Source organism: Thermus caldifontis (genome assembly GCF_003336745.1).
In the GTDB taxonomy this organism is placed as follows: Bacteria; Deinococcota; Deinococci; order Deinococcales; family Thermaceae; genus Thermus; species Thermus caldifontis.
The window spans coordinates 1-12,864 of sequence record NZ_QGMX01000034.1 but is presented as its reverse complement, the minus strand read 5'-3'; the positions used below and the strand labels follow the sequence as shown (position 1 = coordinate 12,864).

The window sequence follows — 12,864 nt, the reverse complement described above, 5'->3', positions numbered from 1 at the left end:
TCAACGGGTCGGTTCCCCTCTTTTTATTCCATCTGGCGTCTCACATGTGTCTGTCCAGGTTCATACCGGACACACCGGGATACCTCCCTTAGCCGCTTCCACGGGTTTCCCTGAGGGCTTCGGCCTGGGCCCCTTCGCAAGAAGCCAGGCCGCCCTTAGGGGCGGCCGAAAGGAAGGAGGTTCTGCCAGGCCCTTAGGCCCAGATGTCCTCAGGATGCCGCATGCCTACAGGCCGGGCCTTAAGGATTTCCAGGGCCTCCTCCTCGCTCATCACCGGGTTCCGGTAGCGGATTCCCAAGGCCTCCCCCATCAGGCGGAAGACATGGGTGTTGTCCATCAGGCCCAGGTTCAGGTAGCGGAGGCCCTGGCCGTAAAGGGCCAACACCACGGGGCTCGCCGTGTGCTGGCCGGAGCTCCAACCGATGTTGGGTCGGTCGGGTTTGCTGGGGTTCCTCTGCACCATGGCCCAGGAGAGGGTGTTGCTGGGCTGGATGCCGTAGCGCACCCCGTCGGGGCGGAAGGCCTTCTTGGCGATGGCCTCCACCACTATCTGGGCCTCGGCGTCCTCCAGGGCCACCCCCTTCAGGGACCGGTAGGCCTCCTTCACCTGGCCGGCGTCGGGGTTGGTTCCCAGAAGGCGGAGCATGTGCTCGAAGCTGGCCTTCTGTCCCTCGAGGAGGTCCAGCCCCACGGAGCTTTCCAGGTAGCTGCGCCCGGCCCCGTAGAGGGCCCCTACCCCCGTGGCGTGGTCGGAAACCAGGAGGAGGAGGGTATCGGGGTTCCGGTCCACGAAGGCGGTAAGGAGCTCCAAGGCCTCGTCGGCGGCCAGGGTATCCCAGAGGGTGGCGGCGGGATCGTTTAGGTGGTTGGCGTGGTCGATGCGCCCCGCCTCCACCTGGAGGACAAACCCGTTGCGGTGGGAGGCCAGCCGGGGCAAGGCCGCTTGGACCATTTCCTTGAGGCTTGGCACCTTAATCCCCCGGAAGCGGCGGTCCACCTCATAGGGCACGTGGCTGTCGGAGAAGACCCCGAGGAGCCTGGTGGCGTTGGTGCGGGAAAGCTCCTCAGGGGTGCGCACCACCCCGTAGCCCGCCTGGGCAAAGGCGGCGCACATATCCTTTTTGTCCTTGCGCTTCTCCGGGCTAAAGAACCGATCCCCGCCCCCCAGGTACACCTCGGCCCCAAAGGCCAGGTACTGCTCGGCGATCTTCTCCTCGGCGTTGCGGTCGGGGTTGGAGATGACGAAGCTGGCCGGGGTAGCGTGGGTCACCGTGGTGGTGGTCACCAGGCCCACTGCCTTCCCCATCTCCTTGGCGGCGGCGAAAAAGGGCTTCAAGAGGGTGCCGTCCGCATGGACGGCCAGCCCCCCGTTGACCGTCTTTACCCCACAGGAGAAGGCGTTACCCGCGGCGCTGGACTCGGTGACGTAGCTGGTGAGGCTATAGGTGTTGATGAGGCCGCTCGGGTAGCGGGCAAGGAGCCGCTCCAGGGCCAGGGTCCTGCCCAGGCGCCTCCTGGCGTAGGCCTGGGCGATGGCGTAGTCCTCCCACGAGAAGCCGTCGTACACAAAAACGATCAGGTTCCGGTACCGCCGGCCCAGGCTAGGGGTGTTTTGGAAAGCGCCCTGGGCTTTCACCTTGGGCAGGAGGGCCACGGTTCCTGCCAGCACACTGGCTTTCAACAGATCCCGGCGTTTCATCTCCTGTACCTCCTTGAAGGGCTCTTTCCCGCCCTTCAGACCCAAACTATGGGGGGCTTGTCAGGGACGGGTCATGGCCCCCTCGAGGGCCAGGCCCAGGTGGTCCTTTAGTTCCAGGGGCGGAAGGCCGTGTTTGGCCCGTAGGCGTTCCAGGTAATAGGCCCTTTCCTCCCGGTTCCATGGGCCACTTTGGTTGCCCCCGTGGAGGCGGATGCGCACACCCATTCCCTTCAGATAGCGGAAGGGAAGCCCCGCCCGGTAGGCCCGAAGCCAGAGGTCCCAGTCCCAGTAGTGGCCCATTTCCGGGTCCAAGGGGTGCTGCCGCAGGAAGCGCAAGGGGAGGGCGGTGCCGGAGGCCAGGATGCGGTTGTCCCTAAGGATCCACGCCCCCGGTTCCCCCGGGGAGAAGGAAAGCTCCTCGTAGCCCAGGTCCAGAACGCCTTCCCCATAGACCAAGGCCTCCTCCCGGGAAAGGATGCGCCACACCCGGTAGAGGTAGGCGGGGTCCAGCAGGAGGTCGTCGTCGTCCAGGAAGAGGACCACCTCCCCCCGGGCCTGGGCCAGGGCGTGTTGGTGGGCCGCCACCTGGCCTTGGCCGGGGCTGGGGAAGGACCGGAACCGGGGGTCGGCCAGGGAGGCTACCACCTCCAGCCCTTCCCCGTCCCCGTCGTCCACCACCAGGGCCTCAAAATGGGGAAAGGTCTGCCGGCTGAGGGAGGCAAGGGCCTCCCGGAGGAGTCGGGGGCGGTTCTTGGTGGGGATGAGGACGCTAATCATGGGCCAGGTCCGGCTGGAGCTTGGCCTCGTCCGTGAGATCCAGCCTGAGGGGGGTGGCGGCGACGAAGCCCTGTTCCACCGCCCAGCGGTCCGTCCCCTCCTCCGCCTCCATCAAGGGCCGGGCGGCGAACCAGTAGAGGGGGCGGCCCATGGGGTCCTTCCCTTCCACCACCACCCCCTCATAGGAGCGTACCGACTGCCGGGTCCACAGGAACCCCCTGGGCCTATGGGGGAGGTTCACGTTCACCAGGAAGGGCCTCTCCAGGCGAAGAAGGTTTTGGATCACCCGCTCAATCCAAGGCCTGAGGGCTTCAAACTCCAGCCCCTCCCCGTTTGTTGGGGTGCTGAAGGCGGCAGCGGAGAGGCCAAAAAGCCTACCCTGCTTGGCTGCGGCCACGGTGCCCGAGTGCCAGATCTCGTTTCCCAGGTTGCTTCCTAGGTTCACCCCGGAAAGAACCAGGTCCACGGGGCCAAAAAGGTGGAGGCCCAGGGCCACGCAGTCCGCCGGGGTGCCCCGCACCCGGTAGGCGGGGAAGTGGGGGGTGGGTAAGGGGGAGGGATGGGGGTAGGCCCGCACGGGGTGGGCGATACTGATGGCGTGGCCCACCCCGCTTTGCTCCACGTCGGGGGCCACCACAAGCACCTCGCCGAACTGGCTGGCCGCCTGGGCTAGGGTCCAAATGCCAGGGCTGAAGATGCCGTCGTCGTTGGTTACCAGAATCCTCATGCTCCTAACCTAAGGCCTTTGGGTCAGAGGGGTGTCATGGGGCGCCATTGGGTTCGGGTGCCCATCATGAAGGCCTTTGGCGTCACTTAGACTAGGGAGGCAGGTCAAGAGGAATGCGGAAAGCCTTGCCTCTGCCCGCCTTTCCAGGCGCCTTAGGGTCTGCCACACCCCCTCCGGCAAAGGGGAAGGGTGGCCAAGGCCCGTAGAAGGGCCTCGTCCAGGAAGAGGCGAGGAGCTCTGGCAAAGCCCTGCGCGTCCGGACTAGGCTTTCCTTCAGATGGTCCCTGAAGCCCGGGGGAAGGGGGTGGGAAAGGGCCACCTCCAGGTCCCGCACCCGCGAGGTACCCCGGAAAAGCCGGCTAAGGTCGTCCCTGAGTACCCTCCAGCCCAGTAGTTCCACGTAGACGCGAAGCCTTCTGGCCGCTACCCGCACCTGGTGTACCCCCTCGAGGTCCTGGCCCTCAAGGGCCAGGGGAAAGTGCTTCTTAAGGTGTTCCAGCCAGTAGCCTGCCTGCCTCATACCCGGAATACCTTAGGGGGGAAAAGCCCCTTTAGCCGCATCCCTCCTGGCACAGGCTCCCCCTCCAGCCAGGCTACCCCGCCCTTTTTCATCTGGAAACATTCCCCCAAGGCCTCCTGGGCGGACGCTCCGGCGAAGTCCCCCAGGAGGAGCCAGGAAAGGAGGGCGGAAAGGTGGGGTTCATGCCCCACCAGGGCCACCCGCCCTTTCTTGGGGATCTCCTCCAAGAGGGCTGGGGTAGGGGATGCCGCCAGGTGGGGGGTACCCGGGTTTCCCCCTTCAGGAGGTGGGTGAGCCTCTTTGCCGTTTCCAAGGCCCGCCTCTTCGGGATGGTGAGGAAGTGGTCCGGAGTTAGACCCAGGCCTTCCAGGCCCTTCACCGCCTTGCGGAAGCGCCGGATTCCCTCAGGGGAAAGGGGGCGGACGACGTCCGCTTCCTCCCCCTCCCCTTTCGCTGGCTCGGCCATGGTGTGGCGGATTAGGAGGAGTTCCATGGCCCCATTAAGCTCCAGGGCTGGGCCTTGGGGGCGAGCCTAGTGCCAGGCGGGGACTGGGGGCGTAAGATGGAGGGCATGACGGAGAAGAGCTTGGCCCGCTTCTACGCCCTGGCCCAGGAGTTTTGGTCCCAGCTTCCGCCACAGGCCCGCTTCCGGCCCCTCGAGGACGCCAAAACCTTTGCTCGTCACCAGGAACTCATGAAGAGTTGGGTGGATATTTTGGTGAAGGGGTTTTATGACACCCTCTTCGCCCACCCCGCTACCCGGGCCGTCTTCCGCGAAGGGGAGAGGCCCGCCCGGGAAAAGACCCTTAGGGACTGGTACCTGCGCACGGTGGCAGGTCCTTTCAACGGCCAGTACTTTGCCTGGCAGACCCTGGTGGGCCTGGTGCACGTGCGTCGGGGGGTTGCCAACGCCATGATGGCCGCCATGTGGAACTGGGTGGTGGAGACCGTTTCCCGACTGGCCCGGGAGAAGCTCCCCTCAGAGGAGGCCCAAGGGGTAGTCGATGCCTGGCGGCGGCTGGGTTTTACCGTGATGGCCCTCATCTCGGAGAGCTACCTCCACGCCTACTTAGAAGCCTTAGCCCAAGCCGAGGGGGTGGAAGTCGGGCGGTTTCTGGATAGGGCCCAACAGGAAGCGGCCCGGATGCTGGCCCGGCTTTCCCCAGGGTAGGGATGGAGCGTATCCCCCGCCTGGTCCTGGCCGCCCCCCACTCGGGGGCGGGGAAGACCACGGTGGCCCTGGCCCTGATCCAAGCCTTGCGGGGGAAGGGCCTAAAGGTCCAGGCCTTCAAGGTGGGGCCCGACTACATGGATCCCACCCACCTCGAGGCGGCCTCCGGGCGAAGGGTCTACAACCTGGATGGGTTTTTTCTCGGCGAGGCGGGCCTCCTCTCCCTTTTCCAGCACGGGGCTAAGAGGGCCGACCTGGCCCTGGTGGAAGGGGTGATGGGCCTCTTTGACGGGAAAGACCCCCGGGGAAGGGAGGGTTCCACCGCCCAGGTGGCCAGGCTTTTGCGAATCCCCGTGGTCCTGGTGGTGGACGCCTCCGCCATGGCGGGGTCCATTGCTCCCTTGGCCGAGGGTTTTCGACGGTTTGATCCAGGGGTGCGGGTGGTGGGGGTTTTCGCCAACCGGGTGGGTTCGGCCCGGCACGCCGAGCTTCTACGGGAGGCCCTGGCCCACGTGGGCCTGCCCCTTTTGGGCTGGCTTCCCTAGGACCCCGCCTTGGAGATCCCCGAGCGCCACCTGGGCCTGGTGCTGGCGGGGGAGGTGGCGCCCCCCCTTAGGGCCTTGGCCCAAGCGGCCCAAGTGGACCTCGAGGCTCTACTCCGCCTGGCGAGGGATGCCGAACCGCTTCCTGAGGCCCCAGCCTTCCTGCCGGAAAGGCGCCCCTCCCAGGTGGCGGTGGCCTACGCTTGGGACCAGGCCTTTCGCTTCTACTACCCCGAGGCCCTGGAGCTTTTGCAGGCCTTGGGGGCCGAGCTCATCCCCTTTAGCCCCCTAAAGGACACCCGCCTGCCCCAGGTCCAGGCTCTTCTCCTGGGCGGGGGCTACCCCGAGCTTTTTGCCGAGGGGCTTTCGCAAAACCGGGCCATGCGGGAGGCCATCCGCCATTTCCCAGGCTCCATCGTGGCGGAGTGCGGAGGGTACATGTACCTCTCCCAAGGGCTTTGGGTGGGGGAGGGGTTCTTCCCCATGGTGGGCCTGGTTCCGGGGGAGGCCCACATGGCCCAAAGCCCCATCCTGGGCTACCGGGAGGTGGAGGCCTTGAGGGATAACCCCGTGGCCAAAAAGGGGGAGCGGTTCAAGGGGCACGAGTTCCACTACGCCCGGATGGAACCCTCCCCATGCCCCGCCTGGCGGCGGGTGGGAGGCCAGGAGGTGGAGGGCTACACGGATGGCCGTGTCCTGGCGAGCTTTGTTCACCTCTACCTGCCCGCCCGGCCGGAGGGGGCCCGGAGGTTTCTTGCTTGGGCAAAAGGGCTTCCCCCTTCTCCTTCGGGTTCTTGAAGGCGGTTCGGTGTCGGTGGCGAAGCCACCCAGTTCCCTAGACCCCTTCCCTGAGGATGGGGAGTAGTTCCGGCCGCACCAGCTCGGCAGGTGGGGCTTTGCCTTCCCGGAGAAGGGAACGTACCTTGGTCATGCTGATGGAGATCCGCCCTTCTCGGTGATGATCAGGACAGGTTTTTTCCGAGGCAATCCCCCCGCAAAAGGAGCAGTGGAAAACCGCCCCCACCTTCAGGATTTCAATGCCAAGCGGGGGAAGCTGGTCAAAGATGCGGTGAGCGGCGTAGGGGTCGTAAAAGTTCCCCACCCCCGCATGGTCGCGGCCTACTAGGAAGTGGGTGGCCCCGAAGTTCTTGCGCACCAGGGCGTGGAAGACCGCCTCCTTGGGTCCGGCGTAGCGCATGGGGGTGGCCAGGCCGAAGAGGGCCACTCGCTCGGGGGGAAGGAAGCCCTCCTTCAGGGCTTGGTAGGCCTTCAGGATGACCTCCGTGGGGAAATCGTCCTCCTTCTTGGCTCCCAGGATGGGGTGGATCAGAACGCCGTCGGCCAGCTCCAGCCCCAGCCGGATCAGGTACTCGTGGGCCCGGTGGGGGGCGTTTCGGGTCTGGAAAGCCACCACCCTGCGCCAGCCCCGTTCTCGGAAAAAGGCCTGGACCTCCGCAGGTGTTTTCTCCAGGTCCGCCGACCTAGGCCTCCAGGCCAGAACCTCCACCCGTCCTCCCAGGGCATAGGGACCCTTTTCCAGAAGCTTCCTTACCCCAGGGTGCGCTTCGCTTTCCGTACCGAAGACCTGGCGGGCCAGGGCCTTCAGGTCCAGCTCGTAGGCGTCATCTACCTGGAGAAGGGCCACCGGCTCTTTCCCATGCACCAAGACCACCCGGTCCCTTCTGCCCACCCGGGGTTTCTCTTGGAGCTGGAGGAGGATGGGGATCGTCCAAACCTCTCCCGAAGGGAGGCGCATCTCCTGAGCTACGGAAAGGGTTTCCTCCCGGGTCATGAAGCCGCGCACAGGATGGAAGGCCCCCGTGGCTAGGTTTTCCAAATCCAGCCTTTCGTCCTCACCGATTTCCACCTGGGGCAGGGTTTCCCGCATTTTTAGACCTCCACCCTCGCCGAAGCTACCAAGACCTCCTTTGCCCTGGCACCGAAGACCCTTACCACCTCCCCCAGCACCCAAACCGCTGGGGAAGAAACCGCCACCTTTCCCGCCGCTACCTCTTCCAGGGAGGCCCGCACCCTCTTCTCCCTTGGGGTGGTGGCCTCCATAACGAAAAGGGTGGGCTCATCCGGCCGCCTCCCCAAGCGGATCAGTTCTCTGGCGATCCACACCCGCCTGTTCACCCCCATGAGGACCACCAGGGTGGGCACATGGGCAAAGGGGCTGAGGTCCGGATACCCGCCCCCATCCAGAACGCCCGAAACCACGGCGAATCCTGAGCTCACGCCCCGGTGGGTGAGGGGAAGCCCTGTGGCCAAGACACTGCTTACCCCCGGTACCACCTCTACCCCCACCCCGTGAGCGGCCAGGAAAAGGGCTTCCTCTCCCCCTCTTCCGAAGACGAAGGGGTCACCCCCCTTAAGCCGCACCACGAAGGGGTAGGCCTGGGCATAGTGAAGCAGCAGGTAGTGGATCGCCTCTTGCTTGCCGCTTTCTCCCTCCGTTTTTCCCACGTCCACCCTGTGCCCCCGGATCAGGGAGAGGACTCCCTTGCCCACCAGCCGGTCATGGAGGACCACAGGGGCCTCCTTTAGAAGCCGGTAGGCCTTCAGGGTGAGGAGCTCCGGATCTCCTGGGCCTGCCCCCACCAGGTAGACCTTAGCCATGGGCCACCCCCCGGTAGACCAGCTGGGTGCCGATAAAAAGGAGCCAGAGCAGGAGGGCTACCCGAAAGGGTTTCTTGGGGACCCAGGTGGCTAGGAGGGCGCCCAAGGCGGCGCCCAGCATTCCCCCCAAGCTTAGGGGCAGAAGGAGGTCCGAGGCCACCTGGCCGAAGAGCAGATGGACTCCGCCGCCCATCAGGGCCAGCACCAGGCCAAAGAGGATGTCGGTGCCCACCACCTGCTGTGGGGAAAGCCGGGTGGCGTAGAGGAGGAGAAGGGTACCCAAGGCCCCAGCTCCCGCGGAGGAAAAGCCCACCTCGAGGCCAATCCCGAAGCCTCCCGGAGGCAAAAGTTGCGGCCTTTCCTTGCTTGGCAGAAATCCCTGGAGGGTGCGGTAAAGGCCTATCCCTGCGGACAGTACCACGGTAAGCCCCACCAGGAGGAGGACCAGGTCTTTTGCCCCCTTGAGGTGGACCAGGAGAAGGCTACCCAAAAGGACGCCGGGCAGGCCACCCGCAAGAAGTAGGCCTAAGGCCCTTCCTGCCAGCTGGCCTCGCAGTAGATAAACGAGCCCGGCCGGAACCTTGACCAGGAAACCAAACAACAAGGCGGTGCCCACTGCTACCTCTGGGGGTACGCCCACGGCAAGGATAAGGAGGGGGGCGGTCACGGTGCCAGCCCCTACCCCAGTAATCCCGATGGCGAAGGCAATGAGAAAACCCAGAAGAAAGGCCATCTATTCCTCCTTGCCGTGCAGGTGGATGCCGCACTCCAGCTTGCCCTTCCCTGCCCAGCGGCCAGAGCGAGGGTCCTGAGGGTCCAGGGGCTTGGCCGTGCAGGGAGCGCAGCCGATGGAGAGGTAACCCTGGTCGTAAAGGGGAAGGTAGGGAAGACCGGCCACGGCCAGGTAGGCGAAGACCTCTTTAAGGGTCCAGTCGTAAAGGGGGCTTACCTTTTTCAGGCGGTGGCCGCTATGTAGAATCGCTTCCTCCACGGGATTTAGGTTGGCCCGGGTGGGGGACTGCTCCCGCCTGAGTCCCGTGAACCAGGTATCGTAGCCCTCGAGGGCCTGAAAGAGGGGCTCCACCTTGCGCATCTGGCAGCAGCGGTTGGGGTCGGTTTCGTAGAGCCTCCCGTAAAACCTTTCCTGCTCTTCTCGGGAGAGGCTCGGGGTGAGGTTGACGAGACGGAAGCCCATCTGCTCCCTCAGCGCATCCCGGTAGGCGTAGACCTCCGGGAAGTGGTAGCCGGTGTCCAGAAACAGGACGGGAATATCGGGCTTCTCCTGTAAAAGGAGGTGGAGCAGGGCCACGTCCTCGGCCTGGAAGCTACAGGTGAAGCAGGGATTGCCCTGGGTGGCCAGTGCCTTCTGGATGATGCTCTTTGCGGTCTCTACCTTGTCCATACCCAAGCCTCCTTAAGGGCCTCCTCCACCTTGGCCTTGGCCTTGTGAAGCCCCTTTTCTGGGTCTGGGGCCAGGTCCAACTCTTTTAGGGCCAGGTCCACGATGCGATACCAGAGCTGTCGCCGCTCTCCGAAATCGGGGAGGGCCGCTATCTTGGGCCTTAAAGTGCGTAGGTAGGCCACGAGCTCGCCATACTCCGGGCCCAAAAGCCAGAGGAGGCGCTCCTTTAGGCGCACCGCCAGGGCAGGAGCTGCGCCGGAGGTGGAAAGGGCTACCACCAAGTCCCCCCTGCGCACCACGGCGGGAAGGATGGCGGTGGTGTTTTTCGGGTCATCCACGGCCACCAGGAAAACCCTGCGCCTTTCCGCCTCCGCCTTGACCTGGGGGTGGATGGCCTTGTCACGGGGGTGGCTCACCACTAGGAAGAAACCCTCGAGGTCCCCTTCCCGGTAGCCTCGGGGAAGCCAATGGATCCTCCCCTCCTTGGCCAGGTCCGCCAGGTTCCAATGGTCCTCCTCGGCCAGGACGGTGATCCGGGCGTGGGCCTCGAGGAGAGCCTTGAGCTTGACCTCTGTTTCCGGCCCGCCGGCGATGAAGAGGACGGGCCTATCCCGCAGGTCCAGCATGAGGGGAAAGTAGGTCATACCACCTCCTGCAAGAAGCGCAAAAACCCTTGAAGCATGCTCCCCAAACGTTCCTTCTCATCCATGTAGAAGGGCCTTACCCCCCATTCCATGAGGGCATCTGCGGTAACCCGGCCTACGGCCAAGGCCCTTACCCTTCCGTTCAAGGCCAGCCTCAGGGCCTCGGGATCCGACGCGCCCTCAAAGAGGAACTCCACCTGGATGGCGGCCACGAAGGCCACCGCATCCACCTCGCCCGCGAGGATGGCGTTTTCCAAGCGGCGGATGCCCTCGGGGTCCGGGAGATGGCGGTAGGGCATGAGGGGAAGTACCAGGTAGCCCCTCTCCTCCAGGGCCTTTTCCAGCAGGGGTAGGGGCTTGCCGTAGAGCTGAAGGGCGGCTATCCCCGGCCCCTGGGGAAGCAGGGGAAGGAGGCTTGCGCTGGTCCCGTCCCCTACCCCATGGGGAGGGAGGCCAAGTTCCCTCAGGGCCCGGGCGGCCTTGGTTCCTCGAGCCAGGCGGTGGGCCCTTTTCAGGGGCTCCTGCAGGGTGAGCCCTAAGGCCCGACCGCCCTCCAGCAGGTCCTTCACTCCCACCCCGGTGGTGGCCACCAGCAGGTCTACCCCTTCCGCCAGGCGCCGGAGGTGATCCCGGTATTCGGGCACCGGTACCTTCTCAGTGGCCTGTACGGGAAAAAGTAGGGGGGTAAGCCCCAGTTTCTCCGCCAAAATCCGGAACTCCTCCTTCCTACGCAGACCGGCGTAAGCGATCCGCATCCTCCCTTCCAAGGTTCTCAGACCGCGCATTCCCCGCGGCCTAGCTGGACTCGGAAATCCTGCCCATCTGCTCCTAGATCCTGGTAGAACTCCGGGGCTTCCTCGTAAGGGGGAATACTCTGGAGGTCCTCCAGGAGGGGCTTGAAGGAAGCAGCCCCTTTCCGGTCCAAAAAGGCCTGGAAGCTCTCGTTCTGCTGCCGCTCCTCCTGGTAGCGCCTCAGGATCCGTTCCACCGCCTCGGGTGCGCGCCGGGCGGGGATGCGGGCCACTACCTGGCCGAAACGGGCCTCGCCTTCCCGGGTGCGCCCGCCCAGGAGGAGGGTGTAATGGGGTACCTCCCTTTCCCCCACCTTGCGGCTGGAGCCGTAGAAGCCGATGTCGGCGATAGGGTGCTGGCCGCAGGAGTTGGGGCAGCCGGAGATCTTAAGGCTGATGGGCCGCACCCCCGGGTCCTGGATTAAGGGAAGGTCCAGGAGATGGGATTCCAGGGCCTGGGCCAAGCCCCGGGAGTGGGTGATGGCCAGGTTGCAAGTATCCGCCCCCGGGCAACGGGTGATGTCCAGGATGGTGTGGGCCTGGGGATGGGCGAGGCCCGATTCCAGAAGGGCCTCATAAAGCCCTCCCAAAGCCTCTTCCGGCACGAAGCGGAGGAGGAAATTCTGGCTGATGGCGCTTCTTACCTCCCCGGCATAGGTTTCGGCGATCTCCGCCAGGGCCCTGAGGCCCTCGGGCGTGATATCCCCAAGGGGTAGGCGGACGATTACCGTGTAGAAACCTGCCTGCTTCTGGCGGAAGAGGTTGTTGCGGCGCCACTCGTCAAACCCCGGAGCGAAGGAAAAGGGTTTCTTCGGAGGGGAGGGAAGCCGTGGGGGAGGGGGGTCTTGGGGAGGTTGCCAGGCCTGTAGGTCTGCACCCCTGGCGGTAAGCTTTACGATGCGCCGTTCCTCCCGCACCGCTTCCCGGAAGGCGGCGATCCCCCACTTTTTCAGCAGGAACTTAAGCCGGGCCTGGGTCAGCACCTTGCGGTTGCCGTGGCGGTCAAAAAGGCGAAGGATGGCCAGGAGGGTGGGCAGGAGGTCCTCTTCCGGGGTGAAGGGTTCCAGAAGTTCGGCGCTCATGGGTGCAGCTCCCAGGCCACCGCCCACATAGATGCGGAAGCCCCTTTTGCCTCCCTCCAGGGCGGCCACCGCCCCGATGTCGTGGATAGGGGTGCGGGCGTGGTCGGTGGCGCATCCCTCAAAGGCGATCTTGAACTTCCGGGGTAGGTTCTGCCCCACGGGGTGGCGGAGGAAGTAGCGGTAGGTGGCCTGGGCGTAAGGGGTCACGTCAAAGGCTTCCTCCGGAGAAACGCCGGCGTAGGGGCAGCAGGTGATGGCGCGGATGGAATGGCCGCAGGCCTCCCGGGTGGTGAGGCCCGCCCGGTTCACCCGCCGCAAAAGCTCCGGTAGGTGCTTGCGGTGCACGTGGTGGAGCTGCACCGCCTGCCGGGTGGTCACGTGGGCCAGACGGTTTTCCGCATAGCGCTCGGCCACCTCCGCCAAGACCCTTAAGGCTTCCGGGCTGATCCGGCCCACGGGAAGCTTGATGCGAACCATGTGATGCTCCGGCCTGCCCCGGATGCCGTAGATGCCGTTTTTCAAGCGAAAGACTCGGAAGTCCTCGGGGTCTTCCTCTCCCGCCTCGAGGCGGGCGATCATGGCCTCCAGGTAGCGGATCTCGGCTTCCACCTCCGGGCTTAACCCGGCTTCCCTCCCACCTTGCGTTCCTTCCATTCTGCCTCCCTTCCCCCGGAAGGGGGATTGGCGGCATAGTATACCATTGAGCCTATGAAAGTCAAGGGTATATAGACCGGGGAGGGGGTTTGGCCCTGCTCCCGAACCTGCCTGCAGCTGCCTCCCCTGGAAGTAAAGCCAAGGCTCCTTTCCGGGTAGGCCACACCAGGGGTTTGAACCTGGACAGACACATGTGAGACGCCAGATGGAATAAAAAGAGGGGAACCGACCCGTTG

At 64.9% G+C, this 12,864-nt stretch carries 13 protein-coding genes and 1 pseudogene; 2 read left to right on the top strand and 12 right to left on the bottom strand.

Annotated features, from left to right (window positions below; genetic code table 11):
- Nucleotides 1–193: 193 nt before the first annotated feature.
- The 5 genes from DK874_RS11440 to DK874_RS12035 form a co-directional block, all read right to left on the bottom strand.
- Entirely contained in the window at nt 194–1,699 is a 1,506-nt protein-coding gene (locus tag DK874_RS11440; protein WP_114314150.1) for an alkaline phosphatase, read from the bottom strand.
- 60 nt (nt 1,700–1,759) lie between these two features.
- Nucleotides 1,760–2,476, bottom strand: a complete 717-nt coding sequence (locus DK874_RS11435) for a glycosyltransferase family 2 protein (protein WP_114314149.1) — start codon at nt 2,474–2,476, stop codon at nt 1,760–1,762.
- Entirely contained in the window at nt 2,469–3,203 is a 735-nt protein-coding gene (surE, locus tag DK874_RS11430) for a 5'/3'-nucleotidase SurE (RefSeq protein ID WP_114314148.1), read from the bottom strand. The genes DK874_RS11435 and surE overlap by 8 nt, the downstream gene beginning before the upstream one ends.
- A 91-nt stretch (nt 3,204–3,294) precedes the next feature.
- Nucleotides 3,295–3,723 (bottom strand): CHAD domain-containing protein, encoded by a 429-nt coding sequence (locus DK874_RS11425; protein WP_114314147.1) that lies wholly within the window; start codon nt 3,721–3,723, stop codon nt 3,295–3,297.
- The gene (locus tag DK874_RS12035) at nt 3,720–3,950 is read right to left on the bottom strand and encodes a hypothetical protein (RefSeq protein WP_338065454.1); all 231 of its coding nucleotides are present in this window, start codon (nt 3,948–3,950) and stop codon (nt 3,720–3,722) included. The genes DK874_RS11425 and DK874_RS12035 overlap by 4 nt, the downstream gene beginning before the upstream one ends.
- Nucleotides 3,951–4,294: 344 nt before the next feature.
- On the opposite strand from DK874_RS12035, the gene DK874_RS11415 reads away from it, so the two are divergent.
- The gene (locus DK874_RS11415) at nt 4,295–4,894 is read left to right on the top strand and encodes a protoglobin domain-containing protein (RefSeq protein ID WP_114314151.1); all 600 of its coding nucleotides are present in this window, start codon (nt 4,295–4,297) and stop codon (nt 4,892–4,894) included.
- Nucleotides 4,895–4,896: 2 nt separating this feature from the next.
- Nucleotides 4,897–6,234: pseudogene (locus DK874_RS11410) on the top strand (cobyrinic acid a,c-diamide synthase CobB).
- 37 nt (nt 6,235–6,271) lie between these two features.
- Here the strand turns inward: DK874_RS11410 and sat are convergent.
- From sat to DK874_RS11375, 7 genes are read right to left on the bottom strand one after another with little or no spacing between them, the layout of a single operon-like run.
- Complete coding sequence (gene sat, locus DK874_RS11405; protein ID WP_114314146.1) at nt 6,272–7,324, bottom strand: sulfate adenylyltransferase; 1,053 nt, start codon at nt 7,322–7,324, stop codon at nt 6,272–6,274.
- A 2-nt stretch (nt 7,325–7,326) separates the two neighbouring features.
- A complete protein-coding gene (gene cobA / locus DK874_RS11400) occupies nt 7,327–8,055 on the bottom strand; it encodes a uroporphyrinogen-III C-methyltransferase (RefSeq protein ID WP_114314145.1) in 729 nt (242 codons plus the stop codon).
- Nucleotides 8,048–8,788: a sulfite exporter TauE/SafE family protein gene (locus DK874_RS11395; protein ID WP_114314144.1), complete on the bottom strand. Its 741-nt coding sequence runs from the start codon at nt 8,786–8,788 to the stop codon at nt 8,048–8,050. Before DK874_RS11395 ends, cobA begins: the two co-directional genes overlap by 8 nt.
- Nucleotides 8,789–9,457, bottom strand: coding sequence for a phosphoadenylyl-sulfate reductase (locus DK874_RS11390; protein ID WP_114314143.1), 669 nt, complete (start codon nt 9,455–9,457; stop codon nt 8,789–8,791).
- A complete protein-coding gene (locus DK874_RS11385; protein WP_114314142.1) occupies nt 9,445–10,101 on the bottom strand; it encodes a precorrin-2 dehydrogenase/sirohydrochlorin ferrochelatase family protein in 657 nt (218 codons plus the stop codon). The genes DK874_RS11390 and DK874_RS11385 overlap by 13 nt, the downstream gene beginning before the upstream one ends.
- Nucleotides 10,098–10,856, bottom strand: coding sequence for a uroporphyrinogen-III synthase (locus DK874_RS11380; protein WP_114314141.1), 759 nt, complete (start codon nt 10,854–10,856; stop codon nt 10,098–10,100). The genes DK874_RS11385 and DK874_RS11380 overlap by 4 nt, the downstream gene beginning before the upstream one ends.
- A 17-nt stretch (nt 10,857–10,873) precedes the next feature.
- Nucleotides 10,874–12,628, bottom strand: coding sequence for a nitrite/sulfite reductase (locus DK874_RS11375; RefSeq protein ID WP_114314140.1), 1,755 nt, complete (start codon nt 12,626–12,628; stop codon nt 10,874–10,876).
- Nucleotides 12,629–12,864 lie beyond the last annotated feature (236 nt).

Excerpts from the sequence above, each read along its gene's own strand:
- DK874_RS11440 (WP_114314150.1), bottom strand. The coding sequence starts at position 1,699 with ATGAAACGCCGGGATCTGTTGAAAGCCAGTGTGCTGGCAGGAACCGTG.
- DK874_RS11435 (WP_114314149.1), bottom strand. The coding sequence starts at position 2,476 with ATGATTAGCGTCCTCATCCCCACCAAGAACCGCCCCCGACTCCTCCGG.
- surE (WP_114314148.1), bottom strand. The coding sequence starts at position 3,203 with ATGAGGATTCTGGTAACCAACGACGACGGCATCTTCAGCCCTGGCATT.
- DK874_RS11425 (WP_114314147.1), bottom strand. The coding sequence starts at position 3,723 with ATGAGGCAGGCAGGCTACTGGCTGGAACACCTTAAGAAGCACTTTCCC.
- DK874_RS11415 (WP_114314151.1), top strand. The coding sequence starts at position 4,295 with ATGACGGAGAAGAGCTTGGCCCGCTTCTACGCCCTGGCCCAGGAGTTT.
- sat (WP_114314146.1), bottom strand. The coding sequence starts at position 7,324 with ATGCGGGAAACCCTGCCCCAGGTGGAAATCGGTGAGGACGAAAGGCTG.
- cobA (WP_114314145.1), bottom strand. The coding sequence starts at position 8,055 with ATGGCTAAGGTCTACCTGGTGGGGGCAGGCCCAGGAGATCCGGAGCTC.
- DK874_RS11395 (WP_114314144.1), bottom strand. The coding sequence starts at position 8,788 with ATGGCCTTTCTTCTGGGTTTTCTCATTGCCTTCGCCATCGGGATTACT.
- DK874_RS11390 (WP_114314143.1), bottom strand. The coding sequence starts at position 9,457 with ATGGACAAGGTAGAGACCGCAAAGAGCATCATCCAGAAGGCACTGGCC.
- DK874_RS11385 (WP_114314142.1), bottom strand. The coding sequence starts at position 10,101 with ATGACCTACTTTCCCCTCATGCTGGACCTGCGGGATAGGCCCGTCCTC.
- DK874_RS11380 (WP_114314141.1), bottom strand. The coding sequence starts at position 10,856 with ATGCGGATCGCTTACGCCGGTCTGCGTAGGAAGGAGGAGTTCCGGATT.
- DK874_RS11375 (WP_114314140.1), bottom strand. The coding sequence starts at position 12,628 with ATGGAAGGAACGCAAGGTGGGAGGGAAGCCGGGTTAAGCCCGGAGGTG.